At 37.6% G+C, this 22,404-nt stretch carries 15 protein-coding genes and 1 pseudogene; 11 read left to right on the forward strand and 5 right to left on the reverse strand.

Annotation, left to right across the window (positions count from 1 at the left end; genetic code table 11):
* Nucleotides 1-366: 366 nt before the first annotated feature.
* Nucleotides 367-2,001: an FG-GAP-like repeat-containing protein gene (locus tag SGJ10_13205; protein ID MDZ4759080.1), complete on the reverse strand. Its 1,635-nt coding sequence runs from the start codon at nt 1,999-2,001 to the stop codon at nt 367-369.
* A gap of 296 nt (nt 2,002-2,297) precedes the next feature.
* Between SGJ10_13205 and yidC the strand changes: the two genes are divergently transcribed.
* From yidC to SGJ10_13230, 5 genes are all read left to right on the forward strand, one after another.
* Nucleotides 2,298-4,139 (forward strand): membrane protein insertase YidC, encoded by a 1,842-nt coding sequence (gene yidC, locus SGJ10_13210; GenBank protein MDZ4759081.1) that lies wholly within the window; start codon nt 2,298-2,300, stop codon nt 4,137-4,139.
* A 128-nt stretch (nt 4,140-4,267) separates the two neighbouring features.
* Nucleotides 4,268-5,339 (forward strand): peptide chain release factor 2 gene (prfB, locus tag SGJ10_13215; protein ID MDZ4759082.1). Its coding sequence is split into 2 segments (ribosomal slippage): nt 4,268-4,327 and nt 4,329-5,339, totalling 1,071 coding nucleotides; the frame shifts between segments, so codons are not numbered across the junction.
* On the forward strand, nt 5,336-6,082 hold the full coding sequence (locus tag SGJ10_13220) for a cyclase family protein (GenBank protein ID MDZ4759083.1): 747 nt from the start codon (nt 5,336-5,338) through the stop codon (nt 6,080-6,082). Before prfB ends, SGJ10_13220 begins: the two co-directional genes overlap by 4 nt.
* 305 nt (nt 6,083-6,387) lie before the next feature.
* Entirely contained in the window at nt 6,388-9,009 is a 2,622-nt protein-coding gene (cphA, locus tag SGJ10_13225; GenBank protein MDZ4759084.1) for a cyanophycin synthetase, read from the forward strand.
* A 266-nt stretch (nt 9,010-9,275) separates the two neighbouring features.
* Nucleotides 9,276-10,250: a hypothetical protein gene (locus SGJ10_13230; GenBank protein MDZ4759085.1), complete on the forward strand. Its 975-nt coding sequence runs from the start codon at nt 9,276-9,278 to the stop codon at nt 10,248-10,250.
* A gap of 288 nt (nt 10,251-10,538) precedes the next feature.
* Here the strand turns inward: SGJ10_13230 and SGJ10_13235 are convergent, their stop codons facing one another.
* Both SGJ10_13235 and SGJ10_13240 read right to left on the reverse strand, forming a co-directional pair.
* Complete coding sequence (locus SGJ10_13235; protein MDZ4759086.1) at nt 10,539-12,743, reverse strand: hypothetical protein; 2,205 nt, start codon at nt 12,741-12,743, stop codon at nt 10,539-10,541.
* A 35-nt stretch (nt 12,744-12,778) separates the two neighbouring features.
* Nucleotides 12,779-14,134, reverse strand: coding sequence for a hypothetical protein (locus tag SGJ10_13240; protein ID MDZ4759087.1), 1,356 nt, complete (start codon nt 14,132-14,134; stop codon nt 12,779-12,781).
* Nucleotides 14,135-14,518: 384 nt separating this feature from the next.
* Here SGJ10_13240 and SGJ10_13245 point away from each other — a divergent pair, with 384 nt between their 5' ends.
* The 4 genes from SGJ10_13245 (at nt 14,519) to SGJ10_13260 (ending at nt 19,953) form a co-directional block, all read left to right on the forward strand.
* A complete protein-coding gene (locus tag SGJ10_13245; protein ID MDZ4759088.1) occupies nt 14,519-15,721 on the forward strand; it encodes an aspartate aminotransferase family protein in 1,203 nt (400 codons plus the stop codon).
* 123 nt (nt 15,722-15,844) lie between these two features.
* Nucleotides 15,845-17,176 (forward strand): hypothetical protein, encoded by a 1,332-nt coding sequence (locus SGJ10_13250; protein ID MDZ4759089.1) that lies wholly within the window; start codon nt 15,845-15,847, stop codon nt 17,174-17,176.
* On the forward strand, nt 17,160-18,485 hold the full coding sequence (locus tag SGJ10_13255; protein ID MDZ4759090.1) for a GDSL-type esterase/lipase family protein: 1,326 nt from the start codon (nt 17,160-17,162) through the stop codon (nt 18,483-18,485). Before SGJ10_13250 ends, SGJ10_13255 begins: the two co-directional genes overlap by 17 nt.
* Nucleotides 18,466-19,953 carry an MBOAT family O-acyltransferase gene (locus tag SGJ10_13260; protein ID MDZ4759091.1) on the forward strand — a complete coding sequence of 496 codons (1,488 nt, stop codon included), beginning with the start codon at nt 18,466-18,468 and terminating at the stop codon, nt 19,951-19,953. Before SGJ10_13255 ends, SGJ10_13260 begins: the two co-directional genes overlap by 20 nt.
* Nucleotides 19,954-20,387: 434 nt before the next feature.
* Here SGJ10_13260 and SGJ10_13265 read toward each other — a convergent pair.
* Both SGJ10_13265 and SGJ10_13270 read right to left on the reverse strand, forming a co-directional pair.
* Nucleotides 20,388-20,930: pseudogene (locus tag SGJ10_13265) on the reverse strand (GNAT family N-acetyltransferase).
* Between the two features lie 6 nt (nt 20,931-20,936).
* Entirely contained in the window at nt 20,937-21,401 is a 465-nt protein-coding gene (locus SGJ10_13270; protein MDZ4759092.1) for a GNAT family N-acetyltransferase, read from the reverse strand.
* 69 nt (nt 21,402-21,470) lie between these two features.
* Between SGJ10_13270 and SGJ10_13275 the strand changes: the two genes are divergently transcribed.
* Nucleotides 21,471-21,875, forward strand: coding sequence for an acyl-CoA thioesterase (locus tag SGJ10_13275; protein ID MDZ4759093.1), 405 nt, complete (start codon nt 21,471-21,473; stop codon nt 21,873-21,875).
* A gap of 12 nt (nt 21,876-21,887) precedes the next feature.
* On the forward strand, nt 21,888-22,404 hold a 517-nt coding region (locus SGJ10_13280; protein ID MDZ4759094.1), incomplete at its 3' end, for a hypothetical protein.

Consider the following 22,404-nt stretch of genomic DNA (forward strand, 5'->3'; position numbering starts at 1 on the left):
CCATGAAACCGCCCTCAAGTCCTTCTTCGGCAATAAAAATTAATTCTTTCATCATAGCACAAAGATAATCTCAAACATGTATATCAACCGAAAAACCCTGGCACCACCTTTTATGGTTGGCGATTCACCGCGGCGAACAAGACCACAGGCAGTTCATTTTAATCAATACAAAGTGCCACACAGATTTGACAACTCCTTACGCACAATCCATGCAGGGTTATCAACCAATTCGCACAGATTTGACAACTCCGTATACGAACAATCGATCCAGCGTAATCACCCAACTCGCACAGATTTGGCAACTCCGCATACGCACAAGGCTTGGATGAGTTGTCAAATCACCAACCCGCAAATCATCAACATCACCTACCTTTCAACTACAATTTTATTATATACTTTCCCTTTTTGTGTAGAAGTAACTATTATATATAATCCGGGAGCAAATTCGCAAGTTTCCATTTTTAATTGATCCGTATTTTGGCTTGCACTTTTAATTAATTTTCCTTGCGAATCAAAAATTTCAAAATCAAACTTTCCGTCACATTTAATATATATATATTCTTGTGAAGGATTTGGCCATAATTCTACCGCTACCTTGCCAAAAGGACTCTCTTGAATTGTCATCACCTTATCGCAAGATGCTTTGATATCTTGAGCTGATAAAAACCCACTTCGTTGAATATCTTGCCTAAACATTAACCATTCAGGGCATTGTCCCTTTCCTGCTTCCAGCATAATTGCTTTTCCGCAATTTTGGCTATCGGGAGTATAGGTTCCATAGCCCACTACCACAAAAACATCCATCTTTCCATTCTTATCAAAATCTGCCACCAAAGGACCGTGATTCACATCAAAATATGGAAGTCCCGAAGGCAAATACGATTTCAAATTTGTTTTCCAAAGCAGGCCTGTATAAGGCTCAACTGCTATCACATCACCCATATAATATCCAGCCACTAAATCTAAAGTATCATTTCCGTTTATATCTGCTATTGCACAACCTCTAAATGATGAAAAAGTGGTTTTATATGACCATTCTTCTTGTCCCGTTAAGCCATCGAGCACCCATATTCTTTCATCAAAAGTTATCCAATCGTTATTAGTTACTACTACTTCCAAGTCGCCATCATTATTAAGGTCGGCAATAGAAATTGGTGCCATATTGCTTTTTGGAATCATGACAGTCCACAGCACTGAGCCATCTTCCACATTTAAAGCTCTCACCAATCCATTGTTGGAACCTATTACATATTCCATTTTTCCATCTGCATCCACGTCGGCTATTGCCCCGCCATGATAAGCACTAAAAGAAGATGAGGAATCACTATTATAATTTGTCCAAATTGTATCTGCCTTTTGTATATCATAAGCCCATATATATAAGCCCCCTTTGTTAAAGTAATTGGCCATTATCACATCCAGCTTTCCATCATTATTCACATCAACCAAGGTGGGTTCGGTTTGTATCGTTCTTTTATTGGGCTCTACTTGTATAGTTTTGTACGACGAACCATCTTCTCCATTCAATATCCTTAGCTGTCCGCTGAAATTGCAAAAAAGAATTTCCATTTTTCCATCACCATCTACATCAGCAGCGGTAGGTGGCGAATCTCCGCCTCCTGAACTTTTGCTCCACTTGAGTTTGCCTGTAATACCATTAATACAAAACACCGTCGGGTTACACGACCCATTCACTACTACATCAAGTGTATCATCAGCATCCACATCCACAATAAGCGGAGCTACATCGCCACAGCCTTTTATATCATATATCCATTTCACGGAACCATCTTCTGCATTCAAACAATGTACTTTTCCATCATTGGTATAGGTACTAAATACGATTTCGTAAAACCCATCTTTGTCCAAGTCGGCGGATGCTGCTGACCCAAAAGCAGGGGCACCTATATTATATTGCCATTTTAAAGTAGGGAATTGTGCAAAACTATTTGTACCGCAAATACAAAACAACACTGCAAATATTTTAGCTAAATTTCTCATGTTAAAGGTTATCAATAAAAAACAAAAGTACAAATTCCAACCCCAAAACCAACAATTTTTTTGACAAGCCACACAGATTTCTGCCAACACAAAGTAGGATAGCTATCGTACTTGGATGAGTTGTCAAATCACCATCTCCTCAGCAACCACAATTGCCGCCTGCGAACCAAATCCCACCCCACCATCACTTTTATCCCCTCCAACCATCCATTTCACCGCGAGATGTCCAAATCTAAAATCATCAATCTAAAATCGTAAATATCTCCTTACTTTTGCACACTTATTTTTAAAACAGAATGGACAGAAATAGTTATATAGGTTTATTATTGATTGTAGCACTTGTTATCGGCTATATATACATGAACGCCCCCAGCGACGAACAGTTGAAGAAAGAGCAAATGGCCAAAGACTCCATTGCCCACGTGCAGGACAGCGTGCAAAAATTCGCCGCAAAAATCCAGAAGGATGCGGCCAAAACACAAAACCCCGATAGCCTCAATGCAAAAGACACTACGGCCAAAGTTTTTCAAACAGGCGATGGCAAAATGGTAATGCTCGAAAACGAAGAGCTGAAAATTTGGGTAAATACGCTCGGTGGCAAAATAGCCAAAGTGGAATTGAAGAAATATAAAAAGTCGAACAGAATAGACCCTGTTACTTTAATGGGCAGCAAGGAAAATGTGTTCAACTACGTGTTTAGTTCCAAAGACAATTCATTAATCAGTACTGAAAAATTATACTTTGAGCCTGTTAAAACTAGCCTCAATGTAAAGACAGGACAAACCGACAGCATCACCTTTAGAGCCAAAGTAAACGACAATAGTTATATAGAACAAAAATATGTATTGAACGGTGAAGGTTTCGGTTTGGGATATAGTTTCAAGATGAAGGGCATGGATTCTATTATTGCTCAAAATAGTAATTATATATCGCTGAACTGGCAAAACGAAATTGAAAAACAAGAAGAACATGCCGAAGCCGAACGTAATACCACTACAATATACTACCATTACGAAGGCGATGAAACAGATTATATAAACGAACGCAAAGACGAAAAGATGACCTTGTCTCCCCGCGTGAAATGGGTGAGCATGAAACAACAGTTTTTCAATACCACACTCGATGCAAAGAAATCATTTTTAGAAAATGCTACCATCGAAGTACTCACTTTTAAAGATACTTCTAAAATAAAAATATTATCGGCCAACCTTATGCTGCCCTATAACCGTGGCGTTGATGAATCGTTCGATATGCAGTTTTATTTTGGCCCCAATCATTATAATACTTTAGAAAAAAGTGGCATCGAAAACCAGCAACGTATTGTACCCTTGGGCTGGGGGATATTTGGCTGGGTGAACCGCGGAGCTGTAATACCCGTATTCGACTTCTTGGGCGGCTTCAATCTCAATTACGGTCTTATTATATTATTGCTTACGCTGCTCATCAAAATGGTTTTGTTCCCATTGGTATATAAATCATATATGTCCACCGCAAAAATGCGGATATTAAAACCCGAGATAGATGCCATCAAACAAAAGTATCCCAACGATTTTCAAAAGAGCCAACAAGAAACGATGGGCTTCTATCGAAAGGCGGGCGTAAGTCCACTCGGCGGCTGCCTTCCTATATTATTACAAATGCCCATATTAATTGCGATGTTCCAATTTTTCCCATCCGCTTTTGAACTCAGGCAGCAATCATTCCTTTGGTCATCCGATCTTTCTGCTTACGATTCTATCTGGGACTTTGGTTATGTGCCCGTCATAAGTTTTTTATATGGCGACCACGTGAGTTTGTTTACTATTTTGATGACGATATCATCCCTATTATTCACCATGATGAATAACCAACTTACCGCTGCCAGTGGGCAAATGAAGTATATGGGTTATATCATGCCTATTATATTTTTGGGCTTCTTCAACAAATACGCATCGGGACTAACTTGGTATTATTTCTTGAGCAACTGTGTAACGATGATACAACAACTCAGTATTCGCAAACTGGTAGATGAAGATGCATTGCATGCACAAATACAAGCTAACAAAAAGAAACCTGTAACCAAATCGAAGTTCCAAGCGAGATTAGAAGACATGGCGAAGAAAAGAGGCATTGACCCAAAGACGGGGAAGAAGAAGTAAAGAAGGAAGAAGGAGGAAGGAGGAAGGAGGAAGGAGGAAGGCCATACGGCAACGCCCTCTTACCCTAGTCCTTATACCATGCTCCTTAAAATTAAAAATTAAAAATATAAACTGTAAAATATCCCCTTATGACAACAGATCAAGTTAAAGATTTAAGAGGCCGCGTTGAGGCTTTGAGGAGATATCTTTGACGTGGATGATAAACTAAAACAAATCCAAGACGAAGAAGAAATTTCACATGGCCCCACATTTTGGGACGACCCCAAGGAGGCTGAGAAATTATTAAAAGGAATCAAGCTTAAAAAAGTTTGGACGGATGCATTCCTCAATATGCAAAGCCAAATGGAGGATCTTGATGTGGTTGTTGAACTTGGCGGAACCGAGGAAGAAGTAGAAGCACAAGCAAATATTTTAATTAAAACCCTAGACGCATTAGAATACAAACGTATGCTTAGTGGCGAGGAAGATGCATTTAGTTGTATCATGACTATTAATAGCGGAGCAGGCGGAACTGAAAGCCAAGACTGGGCCGAAATGTTGAGCAGAATGTATGTGATGTGGGCCCAAAAAAATGGTTTCAAAGTTTCAGAAATTGATAGGCAAGATGGCGATGGTGCAGGAATAAAATCATGCACTCTCGAAATAGATGGACAATTTGCTTACGGATATATGAAAGGTGAGAATGGGGTACACCGCATGGTCCGCATCAGCCCATTCGATTCCAATGCTCGTCGTCATACCTCTTTTGCTTCTGTATATTGTTATCCTGAGGTGGACGATGCTATAGAAATTGAAATTAAAGATGCCGATATAGAAATACAAACTTCACGCTCAGGTGGTGCGGGGGGTCAGAATGTAAACAAGGTTGAAACCAAAGTACAATTGACACACAAACCCACAGGTATTGTGATAGTTTGTCAGCAAGACCGCTCACAGCTTGGTAATAAAGAGAAAGCGATGAAGATGCTGAAATCGCAATTATATGAATTGGAATTGCGTAAGCGAAACGAAGCAAAAGCTACCGTAGAAGCAGGAAAGAAAAAGATAGAATGGGGTTCGCAAATTCGCAACTATGTATTTCATCCCTATAAATTAATTAAAGATTTGCGTACCGGAGTTGAAACCTCTAATGTACAAGTAGTGATGGATGGCGAACTCGAAGAATTTATTAAAGCTTATTTAATGGAATTTGGAGGATGATATGCCATATAGAAAATATAGGATCGATTGATTTATCGAAACCCCTCGATATATCATTAGCTATTACAAATGATGCAAATCAAGTAAATGCATTTCATATTCCCTCTGCACAAATAAAACCCTTGCAGGCAGGCGATTTTATTGGCTCTGTAGCTGAAGGCGGTCCTGTAAATTGTTATAATGTTTCTTTCAATCCGCATGGCAATGGTACGCATACCGAGTGTGTGGGTCATATAAGCCAACAGCACCAAAGTGTGAATGTAGAAGTAAAAGAATATAGTGGTACGGCAATCTTAATTTCAGTGGAATTGGTTCCACAATCCAATGGAAATAGGCTCATAACTTTAGATGCCATCAAACAAAAACTAAGAGAAACTATAATAAACCCTTGGGCAATTGTTATACGTTCACTTCCCAATAATATCAGTAAAAAAACAGAACTCTATAGTGGAAATAATCCTGGGTATTTTGAACCAGAAGCTACCGAATGGCTACGTGCACAAGGGTTTAAACATTTACTTACCGATTTGCCTTCGGTTGATAAAGAAGAAGATGAAGGCAAATTATTGGCACATCATGCTTGGTGGGATTATCCCAATACAAATGGTGAAGGTCGTTCTATTACAGAACTTATATATGTTCCCGACACGATTATAGATGGCAATTATTTTTTACAATTGCATATAGCCTCGATGGAGAGCGATGCAAGCCCCAGTAGGCCATTGTTGTTTGATATAATATAATTGTCGGGCATTGCTCCGTCATTGCGTCCCGCTAGCTATCGGGATCGTTATACTAAATGCAAATATTAAACCTTAAACTAAAAAACGGGGCGTGGCAATCTCGTGATATTGTCTCCGATTCATGAGATTGCCACGCAAATTCCGATAGCTATCGGAACGCTCGCAATGACGGTTTAAAAAATTCTTTTCGCCCAAAATTTTGCAATACCACATTCCTGTAGTTCATTCGCAGCAGCAATTGTATTTGATAAACTTAAGTCAATTACAAAAACGTAAAAATAAAGTTCCCAAACTATATATATTATATGAAAATTTTAGATATAAAAGCAATGCGTGGTCCAAACATTTGGAGCAATACCCGTTATCACCTTATTCAAATGCGTTTGGACTTAGAAGAGATGGAACAGTTTCCCACCAATAAAGTTGATGGTTTTCGTGAACGAATTGAAGCTATGTTTCCAAGTATGATAGAACATAGATGCAGCCCTGGAATTCGGGGTGGATTTTTTGCACGCATTGAAGAAGGAACTTGGATGGGACATGTTATTGAACATATAGCCTTAGAAATACAATCATTGGCAGGAATGGAATGTGGTTTTGGTCGCACACGCGAAACGGCAACTTCAGGAATATATAATGTAGTGTTTAGTTATATGGAAGAAAATGTTGGCATTTTTGCCGCCAAAGCTTCTGTTGCAATTGCCGAAGCATTGACCAAAGGTGAAGATTATGACCTTGCTGGCGATATACAAACCATGCGTGAACTTAGGGAAGAAGAACGTTTAGGACCTAGTACAGGTAGTATAGTTGACGAAGCAAAAAGCAGAGGAATTCCTTGGATACGATTGAATAAAAACTCATTGGTGCAATTGGGATATGGTATTAACCAACATCGCATTAGAGCTACTGTGGCAAGCACTACCAGCAATATAGCAGTAGAAATTGCCTGCAATAAAGAAGACACTAAAAATATATTAGAAGCTGCAAGTGTGCCAGTGCCGAAAGGGAAAATTATATATGATGAAGAAGATTTAAAAAGTGCTTGCGACAAATTGGGATATCCTTTGGTGATAAAACCTATTAATGGAAACCACGGACGTGGAGCAACGATTGGGATACAAAATATTGAACAGGCAGTAGAAGCATTAGCTATTGCAAAAAAAATATCTCGCGGTGTAATAGTAGAACAATTTATTGTAGGGCTCGATCATCGTTTGTTGGTGATTAATTATAAGTTTGTAGCTGCCGCTTTACGCACTCCCGCAGCGGTTGTGGGCGATGGCAAAAGTAATATACAAGAACTTATTGACATCGTAAATTCAGATTCACGTCGTGGTTATGGACACGAAAAAGTATTGACACAAATTAAAATTGATGAAGCATCAGAAAATATATTAAGAGATAAAAATTTAACTTTGGAAAGTATATTACCCAAAGGAGAAACATTATATTTAAAAGCTACTGCAAACTTGAGTACAGGAGGAACTTCAACTGATGTCACAGATATCGTTCACCCCGATAATATATTTATGGCCGAAAGAATTGCCCGAATTATCGGACTCGATTTATGTGGAATTGATATTATGACTTCCGATATATCACAACCTGTGGAAGACGTGCGTGGTGCAGTATTGGAAGTGAATGCAGCTCCCGGTTTTCGTATGCATTTGGAACCCGCCGAAGGGCTTGCACGAAATGTAGCTGCTCCAGTTATTGATATGCTATTTCCTCCGGGTAGAAATTATAAAATTCCTATTATAGCAGTTACAGGTACCAATGGAAAAACTACAACCACACGTTTGATTGCACATATTATGAAAACTGTGGGGTATAAAGTTGGTTTCACAACTACTGATGGTGTATATGTACAAAACCGCATGCTAATGCGTGGAGACTGCACCGGGCCTGTAAGTGCAGAGTTTGTATTAAAAGATCCCAGTGTCGATTTTGCAGTATTAGAATGTGCAAGAGGAGGAATACTTCGGGCAGGATTGGGCTTTCATAAATGTGATATCGCGGTAGTAACAAATATCGCTGCCGACCATTTGGGCTTGCAAGATATAAATACTTTAGAAGACCTTGCCCGTGTGAAAGGCACGGTGCCAAAGGCCGTGAAGAAAGATGGATATAGTATATTAAATGCGGAAGATGCAAATGTATATAATATGAAGAGGGAATTGGATTCCAAAATTGCACTCTTTGCACTCGATGAAAAAAATCCAAACATTATAGAACATTGCAAAACAGGTGGACTTGCCGCAGTGGTAGAAAATGGCTATATAACTATATGCAAAGGCACTTGGAAAATACGGGTAGAAAAAGTAGTAAATATCCCTTTAACTTTTGGCGGACGTGCTATATTTAATATACAAAATATTTTGCCCGCAGTGCTCGCTGCCCATTTGCGTGATGTGAAAATTGAAGACTTAAAATTGGCATTGGCTACCTTTATTCCGGGCACAGTGCAAACACCGGGTAGAATGAATTTATTCAAATTTAAAAACTTTGAAGTACTCATCGACTATGCACACAATACCGCAGGGTTTAATGCCATTAGCCGTTTTCTCGAAAAAGTAGACGCTACGCCCAAGGTAGGTGTGATAGCGGGTGTAGGCGACAGGCGTGATGAAGATATTATAAGTTTGGGTAGGGTTGCCGCCACCATGTTCGACGAAATTATTATAAGGCAAGATAGAAATTTACGCCACCGTACTGAGCAACAAATTATAGATTTGATGGAGCAAGGTATTAAAGAAGTACGACCCGATATGAAGTATACCATCTTCCGCAAAGAAACCGAAGCTATAGATTTTGCGATGAAAAATGCAGTGAAAGATTCATTCATTGTTATATGTAGTGATGTGGTTCCCGATGCACTAGAGCAAATTAAAAAATACAAAGAGGATGAGGATAAGTTTGAGTTGTAATAGCTATCTAATACCGAAACTCAATATATAATAGTCCAAAAGAAAGGGACTAAATGTATTGTAGTTCGACATTACCATTCTACAAACCAAATCCGCCACAGGCGGAGAACTATTTTAGTTTAAGAATTGGTATAAGAAATGATTACTTTTGGGTTGGAAATATGGTCTCCTTGTTATTGGTACTATTTACCTAATTGATTATTAAATAATACTTTTAAATAATACCCAATTCACCGTTACCTTTGACTTTTAAAAACCCAATTCACATGAAAAAAATATACATACTTATTATTGCAGTTGCAGTGTACGGAGCTTGTAAAAAGAAAACTCCTACTATTGTGGATCCGCCGCTAGCTTGCACCAATCCCACAAAAGCTGACTTTGAAAAAATACAAATTTTCCCGACTGATAATCTCATCAATATTGATATTTCAGCAAGTGCTATTGACCCCAATTCTGCAGCTATTATGGCAGCGATAGGCTCACCCGGTTTACACCCCGATTTTGGTAGCGGTATGTGGAATGGTGCTCCTATTGGAATTCCTTTTTCTGTAGTATGTGGTAGCCAAACAAAAGTACCGATCACTTTCAGGGCAAATAGTTATGATGGAAACTATGGTAACGAAAGTGATGCGGGCCCCTACCCTGTTCCGTTAACTGCTCCTATTGAAGGAAATGGCAACGGCGATAGCCATGTATTAACTGTAGATATAGAAAATAAAGTATTATATGAAATGTATAATTCCAGCCAAGCCGGAAGTGGATGGGAAGCTTCTTGTGGTGTCAAATTCGATTTGAAAACCAATCCCAACCGCACAGAAGGATGGACATCAGCAGATGCATCAGGAATGGCCATATTGCCCATATTGGTTCGTTATGATGAAATGGCTTCTGGCAAAATTGATCATTGCATTCGTTTCACGTTGAGCAAAGCAAAAGTATATAAAGGTTATACTGCCCCAGCAAGTCATAAAGTAAATGGAACCGGTGCTTTGAATTCATCATTGCCGATGGGTGCCAAACTCAGATTAAAATCTACTTTCGATATCAGTGGTTATAGTGCGAATGTGCAAGTAATACTAAAAGCTATGAAAACTTATGGTGTAATATTGACTGATATTGGTTCGGATATGTTCATTAGCGGAGCACCAGATTCACGTTGGAATGATACAGAATTGCAAACTTTAAAAAATGTAAAAGCTAGTAATTTTGAGGTGGTGAAAATGGGGGTGATAAAGTAAGTTATACCGAAACTCAATATATAATAGTCCAAAAGAAAGGGACTAAATGTATTGTAGTTCGACATTACCATTCTACAAACTAAATCCGCCACAGGCGGAGAACTATTTTAGTTTAAGAATTAGTATAACTTGCAACTTGAAAAATAAGCATTGAGATATTAAGATACATTAAGCATAATACAATATTTTAGAATTATTGGTTTGCATTGTCCAATAACGACATTGCCACGCCTCGTTTTGAAGAACGAGTCTCGCAAGGCCGGTTCGCCGCTTCGGCATTGACGCTACCTACCTAAACTTATAACCCAATGCATGGGTAACACGGGCATATATATATGTTTCATTATAAAGACCCAATGGATTGTTCAAATCTCTATAAGGTGATTTGCCGCCTTCCAATTCAAAAGTAAAATTTTTGATGGTATTACATATAATACTGAAGTTCATTGTTTGGCGGGTATTGCCCAGAGTATATACATTGGGTAACATGTGAGAATATATATAACCCACCGCAAAAGAAGTTTTTATTTTCTTAAACAGATAGCGTAGACGGGAATCCATGGATTCTGAAAAAGGTAGGGGGAGTTTTGTGAGGGGGTCAGTGCTGATATTTTTCGTGAATTGCACATCAATTCCTATATTAAGTGGTGCTATTTGCTCACGAATACCACCTGAGTATACCTTCATATTGTTGTTGTTAAAACTATATATTTTATCAATACGATCATTCTGTGTATACTGCAAATTAAGGCTATGCGACGATTTACCAGTGCGTAAAGTATATATAAGCGATGAAGTAAGTGTTTGTATAAAGTCGTTACTGATAAGTGTTTTTGATTTTCTTCCCAAATCTTCGGGAGAGCGTCGGTTTTGCAACATATAGTTTACCATCAGTTGTGGCCATTTCACCCCAGGTGAAAGTATATAAGTTGCGGTAACAAAATGTTGGTTTACGGTACTGTATTGTGTTTTAGAACGATTATTATCTTGGTACTGATATTTAAGAGAGAGATTCATTTTACGCTTGAACATATATAATTGATCCTGTACCGAAAATTGCCTAATATCAACTCTTAAATACGGATTTCCCAATGATTGATAGCCCGCACCAAAATACCTGAAATCGAAAGTGAGGATATTATTTTTGGGTCTGAGAACTAAATTAGCATACATTGACATGGCATTTTTAGCAGGTTTCACTGTAGTGAAGTTTGTGATAAATACCTTTTGAAAAGCAGCAGGGTCTACTTTTAAATTTGTACCTAATGCTGAATCTATTTGTTCTTTGGTAGCTGCTGGTTTAGAAGCATCATTGGTTAAGAAACTATATGCCCAACCCACCGTGACTTTCATCTTCATTTGGTTTGTATTAAATGTTTGGTCCGCACCTACCACAAAATTATCTTTAGGTGCTACCCCATATTTAATACTATTGGGATTATCTTTTACTTTCAAAAAATTAAGACCCAAATAAGTACCTTCTAGTTTATTGCCAAATACCAAACGCAAACCATTCATATTTCTTTCGTAGGTACCTGGTTGTATATATGCACCTGGCGAAGTAGATGCCCAACCATAATTAGGAATTCCATTCACATTTTGAGTAGAATCTGATAACCCTTCAATCGGCCGAGACAACTGACCCCGGACGGCTTGCAACTGGAAACGTTTAAAATTTAATGCAAACTTATAACCCCGCATTTTCAATCCTGTCAAAACTAATTTATCGAAACTGGGTGACATATCACCCCAAAGCAATTCTATTTTTTCGTGCGAAATTCCTGTTTGAAAATAGTTACGCGATTGCACACCTCTAGGTTTATAAAATTTGGTTCGTTCGTCGCTGGTTTGAAAAATCCTGAGTGGAAAAGAGACTTTTCCAACCCTAAGTTCAACATTGATATTTGCATTATTTGTTTCTGGTGGTTCCTGTCTACTCGCTGCTCCAGGCCCTGATAACTTTGTTTGCCGCGTATCGAGTACAATACTTCCAACTAGTGATACTGGCATCTTATGTTTTGGTTTTATCGAATCTATTGCTTGCCCATTTACAGTTGTATCAATTTGTATACTTTTATTTTCACGAACAAAGAAACGCCATTTTATTGGGGCCAAATATTGATACCCTTTTTCTTTGGCCATAATTTCAATATGGTGCTCTCCAGTTTTTAGCGGTAACAGATAAAGTACCGTGAGGTTATAATTATTTATCTTTACAAAAGTGGACACCAAATGGTCATCTATCATAATTCTTAATCCCGTGTTAGAAAGTTCGACAGTATTAATGAACTTAACAGAAATAAACAATTCGCCATCGTTAATAGTTGAGTCGGGTAATGGACTTAGAATAGTAAAAACGTCGTTATATTTTACGCCCAGTTTTTGTTGTTGGGCATTAGAAACCGATGGTAAAAAAGCTATAACTACAAACATGAAAAGCCCTGCAAAAGAACCAACCTTGTCATGAATACTTTTCAATGGCTGTTGTTTCATCTTGCAGGGCTTGATATATAATATTTTAAGATTAATTATTTGGTTAAACCGAAAAGTTTTTCAATAAACAAACGCATGCTTGCTTCGGTCATGGTGCCCATATAGGCTGGTGCTATGGTAACAGTAGCATACTCTTGGTATTCGCCAACTTTAGCAACAATAGCCGCACTACCAGGTGTGTTTGAGGCAGTAAACAATCCAGTATTGTCAATGGTACCTGCTGAGGCGGGAACCACTTTCCAAGATATAACTGCATCGGTAACAATTTCGTTGTTCACGGAGAATGCTTGTGCATTGAATTTGAAAGAGCCTCCCGAAGGAACTGTTGATTCTTCTGGCGTTATTTTAATATCGCTTACAGATAGTATTGGTTTGCCTGCAGATTGGTAACGGAACCAAAACACTTCACTCGATAATAGATTATTACCTGTTGAAGAAGTAATCATTCTTTTAATTTGCCAAGCATATAGTTTGCCATCGATTAAAACCTCCGCTGATGAAGGATATGAGAAAGTGGTGGTCAAAATATTTGATTGCTTATACATTGGGCGGTTGTTTGTTACTTCTTCTGCTGTTGTTTGTCCAGCCATAACTGGGTATACTGTCAATTCAAAATTATCTCCTTGAGAAAACCATTGGAAAACAGGAATTGGGTTACGAAGTGCTTCTGCAGGCATGGATATATTGCTACCTGGCGTAATTAACTCGGGACGGGTAGTAGGGTTTGAAAGTACCGTTTTGGCCGAACCTGTCCAGGTATTTCCCATTTGGTCAGTAAGTGTTAAAGTATAATCATAATCATCGGCAGGCAAGGTTCCTGTATTGATGGCGTTGTTAAAAAATTCTTTATTAGTTTGGTCTAAATTATAACTATCAAATTCTTTATTATTAAAAGCCAAATGTTGATTGGCTGATAAAGAACTAATTTTTTTAGTAGCAGTTCCTACTTTTCCAACTTTTTCGCCTCTAACAGAAAGGGTAGCAGTGAGGTTGCTGCGACTTATAGCATTATTATATATGCTCACCGAAAAAAGAACAGGTGAGGAGCCTAAATTATTGGGATCGAAATCGGAAATATTAATAGACTGAACAGGGTTAACCATTAAACTGATAGACAGCGGACTGCTATTAGATATAACAGAAAACGGTTGGGAAGCAGTATAAGTATTGCTGCCTTGGCCAATCGTCAAAATTCTATCGCCCGATGCAGCCGCATCAATTGCAATATTTACGATGATCATTTCAGGACCGGTTACATTAATATTATTAACATTGATACCACCTCCTGTAAAGTTAACATTTGCCTTGTTCATAGAACCGTCCCAATGTGTACCTGTTCCGCGAACTATCACATCTAAACTTGGTGTACCGGCTAGGCCATTTGCGGGCACAAAGGAACTAATACTGCCTTGTGCGAAACTGCTTGCAATAACTAGCGTGCAAGCAATAAGTGTAAATTATTTTTTTCATGATGATTTGATTATGTTGATTTTGTGATACAAAGGTCGGTATATAAAATATTGCACGACAACTCCGATTTAAGAGATATCTTACATATGATTTAATTTGTGATGAGTTTAAATTTACAGCCAATGATTTTTTATATGAGGTTTAATTGCATTCCGATTCGTGGAGGCTAATGAAAATAATTATTTGTTTAATCTTCCGATGCTATCAGGGTGCACAAATCTAATATATAGAATATGAATTAATTATCTTAACAATGTATTTTCTATCACTTGATTTGGGTTTATTTGTAATCACAAAAATACAAAATGATTTCACATAGACAACTTTTTTTATTGCACAATGCCCAAACTTCGCCTGCTCCGTTAATGATTGAGATAGAAAAAGCAGAAGGCAACTACTTGATAAACACAAGCGGAAAACATTTCTTAGATTTCTTGTCGGGTGTATCAGTTTGCAATGTGGGGCATAGGCATCCACATGTTATTAAAGCTATCACCGATCAATTGGGGAAATATATGCACACGATGGTTTATGGGGAATTTATACAATCGCCACAAACATTATTGGCCAAAAAACTCAACGATCACCTTAGCCCCAAATGGAATAACGAAACCCTATCAGTATATTATGGCAACTCGGGTGCTGAAGCAATTGACGGGGCTTTGAAGCTTGCCAAACGTGCCACGGGCCGATCGGGTATTATAGCTTTTAAAAATGCATATCATGGTAGCACGCATGCTGCATTGAGCTTAATGAGCAACGAAGAATTCAAAAATCCTTTCAGACCACTTTTGCCCGATGTAAGGTTTCTTGATTTCAACAATTTTGAACAACTGCAATCCATAAATTCTGACTGTGCTTGCGTAGTGTTAGAAATTATACAATCGGAAACGGGTTATACTTTGGCCGAAAATAATTGGCTTACTGCACTCAAAAATAAATGTACTGAGGTAGGTGCTTTATTAATCATCGATGAAATACAAACTGGATTTGGTCGCACAGGAACTATGTTTGCTTTTGAACAAACAGCTATTGTTCCCGATATATTGGTGTGTGCAAAAGGGATGGGCGGAGGTATGCCCATCGGCTGTTTTATAGCTGCCAAACAATTGATGGATAAGCTTAGCCATAATCCTGTGCTAGGACATATCACCACTTTTGGTGGGCATCCTGTATGCTGTGCCGCATCGATGGCAACAATGGAAGTAATAGAAAATGAAAACCTATTATATGGTGTAGCCGAAAAAGAAAATCTCATCCGACTATTATTACAACAAAACAAAACAATTAAAAATATCAGTGGGAAAGGTCTCATGCTTTCACTTGAATTTGAAAATTTTGAACAAAACAAAGCTATTATAGATAAGTGCATCGAAAAAGGATTGCTTACCGACTGGTTTTTGCATGCAGCAAACAAATTGCGATTGACACCTCCGCTCACTATTACCAATGAAGAAATTAAAAAAGCTTGCGGAATTATTATAGAGAGTATCGAAATGTGTGGTTGATTTCCCCTGTCCTTTATATCAGAATTGCGGTTGGGCTTGTCCACAAAATGTGTGCATTGCATTCAATAACAATATATATATAATTTGTTCATTTGTAGTTGAACAATTATCCCCTTTATTTCTGTGAATACTAGTTATCTTGGCAAAGCTGCCCTTATGGCGGTGGGTATTTTGCTGTGCCTTTTGGCATTGAGTATTATTCCTGAAAAGTATTATGATGATTTGGGGATGAAGCCAATTGACTTGCTCGCCGATATTAAAAAAACAAACGATCCAACACAAAAGCAAAAATCTAAACCAAAATCTAAACCTGTCATACCAAAACAGTTTGACATCCCTTGTCCCGAGAACTTTACTTGTATAGAAAATTTGAGCGAAGACTCTATTGCCAAAATACAATTAGCTGGATCAATAAGATTGATGCGTGACAAAAAGAAATCCTTCCGCATCGCATTTTTCGGCGACTCGTTTGTGGAAGGCGATATGTTAACAGGAGATTTGAGAGATACCTTACAAAGGGTGTTTGGCGGAGCAGGCGTTGGGTATATGCCCATCACCTCTCATGTGGCTGGATATAGAATTAGTATCACCCATACTTTTAGTAAAGATTGGATTACACAAAGTATAGTAGATCAACCCAAACCCAAAGTGAAATTTGGAATTGCGGGATACGTGTTTACTCCTACTGAAGGTAGTTGGGTGAAATATACGGGAGTAAAAAAAGCTAGGTTAGATAAATATATAAGGGTACGAATACTATATAGTGGGGCAAGTGGAGAAAAAATAGTATTGAACCATGAGCAAGATATAGTTTTGGAATCTGGTGAAGGAGTAAAAGAAAAAACAGTTGAACTAGACACCGTCAAAAGTATACATCTGCAATTTGCACAAAATGGGAACTTGAAATTATATGGTGTAATATTGGAAGGTACTGATAATGGTTTACTGCTCGACAATTATTCAATGCGTGGCAACTCGGGCATTGGGCAAGCCGACGTGAGCCAAGCTATGTATAAACAATCGGATGCCATTATTAAATATGATTTAGTAGTATTACAATACGGACTCAATGTGGCAAACAGCAAATACACCGATTATCAATGGTACAAACGGGGTATGGACAATATGCTAGAACATGTAAAAAAATCATTCCCCAATTGCCCCATATTGTTGGTAAGTGTTAGCGACCGTGGAAATAAGCAAGGCACTATGAAAGGGATAATAGAATTATTGGAAGTGCAACAACAATTCGCTCAAAAACATCACTTACTTTTTTATAACCTGTGGGAAGCAATGGGCGGAGAAGGAAGTATGGCTAATTTTGTAGATCGCAAGTGGGCCAATAAAGATTATACCCATCTTACCTTTGAAGGAGGAAAATATGTAGCGGGTCAATTTGCCCAAGCATTGATACATTCCATTAAAGAAATTGAGAAACATGATAAACCTCTTTAAATATAAATTAACAGAAATAAGAAGCGATATATATAATAATGTATCATTAAGAGGAATCCCAAAAAAGGCAATGCTATCTATTATATATTATACTCATAAAAGAAAACTGATAATATTTTTATCATTATATATATCTATTTCATTTTGCCAAGCACAAGATACCCCAGTATTATATAATTTTATCCGTTTCGATGCTGACACGATTAGCAATGCAAACACCCTCGATTCGCTATTTGCCAAATTACTGCGAATAGAAAATGGAAGCAGTGAAGTAGTGAATATTTTTCATATTGGCGATTCGCATATACAAGGAGATTACTTTACGGGAATATGTCGCACGCAGTTGCAATTAAAATTTGGGAATGCGGGAAGAGGAATGGTATTCCCTTACAAGGCAGCTAAAACAAATGGGCCAACCGATTACCGAACAAGCTATGGCGGTATATGGCAAACTAATAAAGCCATACTCCCTATTAAAGACAACACTAATGGTATATCAGGTTTTAGTATCAGTACAAAACAAAATGGAGCCTATGTATTGTTTGATATGAAAGGTTGTGATTCCATCAATACTTATCTAACGCAAGCCCTACTTATACCAAAAGATAATCGTGGTTACGCATATAAATTAAAGATAAAAGATTGGACCAATAACGAAATATATACAGTAAATAAGAATGATGATGAAAATTTACCTTACCATGTTGTTCAACTCAGCAAACCTACCTGCAAATGGGGGCTTGAATTTGAGGGGTGGGGACATGATCAGTTTGTATTGCATGGCATAGTGGCCCTAAGCAAACAATCAGGTGTATTATATCATAATATTGGAGTGAACGGTATACAAGCACATCAATACTGCAATAACCCAGATGTTTTTACGCAAGCTAATTCCCTAAAACCCGATCTTATTATAATATCATTAGGTACCAATGAAGCACAGGATTATAAAAAAACCAACGAAGAATTTGCCAAGCAAATGGATAGTTTGGTAATGACCAAAGCTCAATGCGAAGGTGTCCCAATTTTAATTACCACACCCATGGAATCGTATAAGTGGGGAAGGCCAAACCCACATGTGGCCCGTGTAGCTGAAGCCTGGAAAACAGTAGCCAATAACCGTGGGCTTCCACTCTGGGATTTATATACTATTGCTGGGGGGCAAAACAGTAGCTATCAGTGGGCACTCAATGGATTACTAAGTAGAGACAGGGTTCATAACTCCATAAAAGGCTATCATTTGCAGGGAGATTTATTATACCAAGCACTAATGTATCATTATCAACTTTATGTCATTAAGCCTCGATAATATATTAAAACAATTTATATATAATCCCAAAGAGCCATTAATTTTTAGCTCTGGGCTATTCCTGTTTTTATTTGCAGGATTTCTTTGTGGGTTTTGGATATTACACAAAAAGCACAATCTCAAAATTATATATACCATACTATTTTCCTTATTCTTCTATTATAAAAGTAGTGGTATATACTTCTTGATTCTGATTGGATCAACCCTAGTAGATTATACTTTGGCCAATATGATATGGAAAAGCCAAGACCCGTGGAGACGTAAGGCACTATTGGTATTTAGCTTGGTGATAAATTTAGGAATGCTAGGATATTTTAAATATACCAATTTCTTGTACGAAATATTTGCCGACCTCAGTGCAAGCAATTTCGAACCACTCCATATTATATTGCCTGTGGGGGTTTCATTTTTTACTTTTCAGTCCCTTAGTTATACCATAGATATATATAGAAAAGAAATTGAACCTGTAAAACATATTTGGGACTATGCATTTTTTGTATCGTTCTTTCCGCAATTGGTAGCAGGCCCAATAGTGCGTGCAAAAGAATTTCTTCCCCAGGTTGCTAAGGACCCTATCGTTACGGCAGAAATGTTGGGTCGTGGTGTGTTTTTAATATGTATAGGTTTGTTTAAAAAAGCCGTGATTTCTGATTATATCAGTGTGAATTTTGTCGATCGTATTTTTGATAACCCAACATTATACAGTGGTCTTGAATGCTTAATGGGTGTATATGGATATGCACTACAAATATACTGCGACTTCAGCGGATATAGTGATATGGCCATAGGCGTGGCTTTACTATTTGGATACGAACTGTGCAAAAATTTTGATTCGCCCTACCAAAGTTTAAACATCACAGAATTTTGGCGGCGTTGGCATATATCATTGTCTACATGGTTGAGAGACTATTTATATATATCATTAGGTGGAAATAGAAAAGGAAAATGGAGAACTTATTTTAATCTCATGCTCACTATGCTCTTGGGCGGGCTTTGGCATGGAGCAGGATTCAAATTTATATTATGGGGCGGATTGCACGGCGTAGCCATAGCCGGACATAAATTTTACTTGGAACAAAAAAATGCTTTGGCGGGGTTACAAAGATTTTTTGATACACGAGGCGGAAAAATTCTTGCATGGTTTCTCACCTTTCATTTTGTATGCTTTTGTTGGATATATTTCAGAGCCTCCGACATGAACAATGCAGCCGACGTGTTGGGGCAAATTGCTTTTGCTTTTGATATAAGTGTACTGCCACAGTTTGTGCAAGGCTATCCTTATATTATATTATTATTGGTGGTGGGATACGCTTTGCACCTAACTCCCACAAGCTGGGAGAAATGGGTAAAAGATGAGGTTGTTTATGCACCCATTTTTGCCAAGGGGTTTGCGATTTTGGTCGTAATTATTTTGGTTATACAAGTAAAATCGGCTGAGGTTTTGCCATTTATATATTTTCAGTTTTAAGTGCTGAAATATTAAATCGAGCCACTTAAACAAGATTGATTTTTAAAAAATTTGCTGTATAATTGTCACCATTATAAGTGCAATTGTAATACATACAAATTCGAAATCGAATTTAAAAACCCTTTCTGCTCTAGCTTTAAAGCCTGGAAGTGAGGTTATACCGAAACTCAATATATATTAGTCCAAAAGAAAGGGACTAATCCCCCCGCATCCCGATAATTATCGGGATTAAGCGGGGCTTTCGGGATGTAGTTCGGCATTACCAATTCTTTACCTAAAATAGTCCAAAGACTATTTTAGGTAAAGAATTGGTATTATGCCCATTGGAGAAGAACAATTTGAATATCTTTCACTTGGCAAATTGATGGCTAAAGTTAAAACAGGCAAGCATGCCAGCCGCGAGAGTATAATGAAAAAACTCAAAAACTAGAAAGCTATCGCCTCAACATTTCCCATTCTTCTCTTTTCATACTATACCATTCGGAAGGGATATCATCATACATAAAATCATTAATATATTTCAAGCCTATTTTTCGCAATACATTTTTTGATGCCAAATTTTCCTTCGCCGCTGTACCAACAATTTCTGCAAGGTTCAACTCTTCAAAGCCATAATCTAAGGATACTTTCGCTGATTCTGTAGCATAACCATTGCCCCAATATTTCTGAATCATCCTGTATCCAATATCATAATGGTTTGGATGGCTATTATGTTCCTCTTTTACCAATTTTAAACCAGTCCAACCCACAAAGTTATTCGTACTTTTTTCTATGATGGCTCATCTGCCAATTCCATTTTCTATATATTGCTGCCTCACAAAATTAATAATCTCTCTCGACTGTTCAATATTGGTGAAGGGGTTATTCCCAAGGTACTTAAGCATTTCTGGATCAGAATCAAGTTCAAACATTTCTGCTGCATCTGATGGAATAATTTCTCGAAGAATTAATCGTTCCGTTTCAATATATATTTTCATTTTATACTAATTTAAAGATAATTTATAAAATACTTTATCAATCGGATTCAAAGGAAAATAATTGGGCAAATCTTCTTTGCAAATTTGAATAAAACCATGCTTTTCATAAAACTTTTGTGCTGCTCTAAATTGTGCCATTGTGCCCAAATATATCATATCTGCCCCATAAGTTTTTGCTGCTTCCAGAGTCATATTCAATAATGTTTCTGAAAGTCCCATGCCACAAAAACTTTTATCTACAAACATTCTTCGCAATGCTGCAAAATTGTTTTTCATTCCAGCAAGCCCTGCGGTTCCCACCATCTTATCGCCGAGTACAGCTATCCAATATGGATTGGGCAAAATTTTAAGTATCGCTGGGACTTGCTCAGGTGGCAATGAAATGGATTCTTCAAATTCAGATGCAATTCCCTGCATCATTTCATCAATGCTATATTGGTGCTTTGTATAATATGGGATAATTTGTATCAAATAGTGCTGCAAAAATAAGATTAATCTAATTATATTTGTAACCCATAATATTAGACCATTCACCAAAATATGTCGCAAGCCAATATTACAACCCTCACCCTACGCATCGACTGGAGCGAGCTCGACTTGTTTGGACATGTAAATAATGTAGCATTTATGAAATATGTGCAAGCTGCACGAGTTAATTATTGGGAGCAAATAGGACTCTACAAATATTATACTGAACGTAAGCACGGCCCCATGCTGGCATCAACGTATTGTGAGTTTAAGAAGCCCTTGTTTTATCCAGGAGATATTATGATACATTCACAAATGGAGTTTATCAAAAACTCAAGTTTTGGAATTGTACATCAAATATATAATAGCCATGAAGAACTAGCGGCAGAAGCTAAGGACGTAATGGTGATGTACGATTTTATTAGTCTTATCAAGATGCCGTTCCCAGAAGATATTAAGAAACTAGTTTCAATTTAGCATGAAATAATCTTGAAAAATATATATTTAATATTGATCTTCAACTGTTGTTTCCTCACTCTGTGGGCACAAAAAGAGCAAAAAATATTGATGCACGGTTTTCAATTTGGAATTAATGTTTATAAATATTCAGCAGCAAGTATTGGCTATGGTTATTTTTATCAACTCGGAAATGGAAAGCACATGCAAATATTGCATAAAAGTACAATTAGTACTGAGGTTCAATTAGGTAAACCCCTATTATATGCACCAAAAATCTCCCATAGTTTTATGCTAGTTACTGGAAGTATGGGAATAGTATTGGGTGCCGAATATATCTACTACACTGATTTGGAAAAACACAATCAAGTAATTAGATCGCAACTGGGGTATGTATTGCCACGATACACCATAGAATTGCTTTATGGCTATAATATAACTATTGATAACAAATCACCCCAATTGAAATACAATACCCACAATATTAGTTTAATTTTTTGGCCATTTAAAGATACCAGAAAAAAGGCAAATTGTAATTGCGATACGAACG

It is taken from the genome of Bacteroidota bacterium (assembly GCA_034439655.1).
Taxonomy (GTDB): Bacteria; Bacteroidota; Bacteroidia; order UKL13-3; family UKL13-3; genus CANJUD01.

Bases quoted from the DNA above. Each gene is read 5' to 3' on its own strand.
- SGJ10_13230 (MDZ4759085.1), top strand. From the start codon at position 9,276: ATGAAAAAAATATACATACTTATTATTGCAGTTGCAGTGTACGGAGCT.
- SGJ10_13235 (MDZ4759086.1), bottom strand. From the start codon at position 12,743: ATGAAACAACAGCCATTGAAAAGTATTCATGACAAGGTTGGTTCTTTT.
- SGJ10_13255 (MDZ4759090.1), top strand. From the start codon at position 17,160: ATGATAAACCTCTTTAAATATAAATTAACAGAAATAAGAAGCGATATA.
- SGJ10_13205 (MDZ4759080.1), bottom strand. From the start codon at position 2,001: ATGAGAAATTTAGCTAAAATATTTGCAGTGTTGTTTTGTATTTGCGGT.
- SGJ10_13275 (MDZ4759093.1), top strand. From the start codon at position 21,471: ATGTCGCAAGCCAATATTACAACCCTCACCCTACGCATCGACTGGAGC.
- SGJ10_13260 (MDZ4759091.1), top strand. From the start codon at position 18,466: ATGTCATTAAGCCTCGATAATATATTAAAACAATTTATATATAATCCC.
- SGJ10_13220 (MDZ4759083.1), top strand. From the start codon at position 5,336: ATGATATGCCATATAGAAAATATAGGATCGATTGATTTATCGAAACCC.
- yidC (MDZ4759081.1), top strand. From the start codon at position 2,298: ATGGACAGAAATAGTTATATAGGTTTATTATTGATTGTAGCACTTGTT.
- SGJ10_13245 (MDZ4759088.1), top strand. From the start codon at position 14,519: ATGATTTCACATAGACAACTTTTTTTATTGCACAATGCCCAAACTTCG.
- cphA (MDZ4759084.1), top strand. From the start codon at position 6,388: ATGAAAATTTTAGATATAAAAGCAATGCGTGGTCCAAACATTTGGAGC.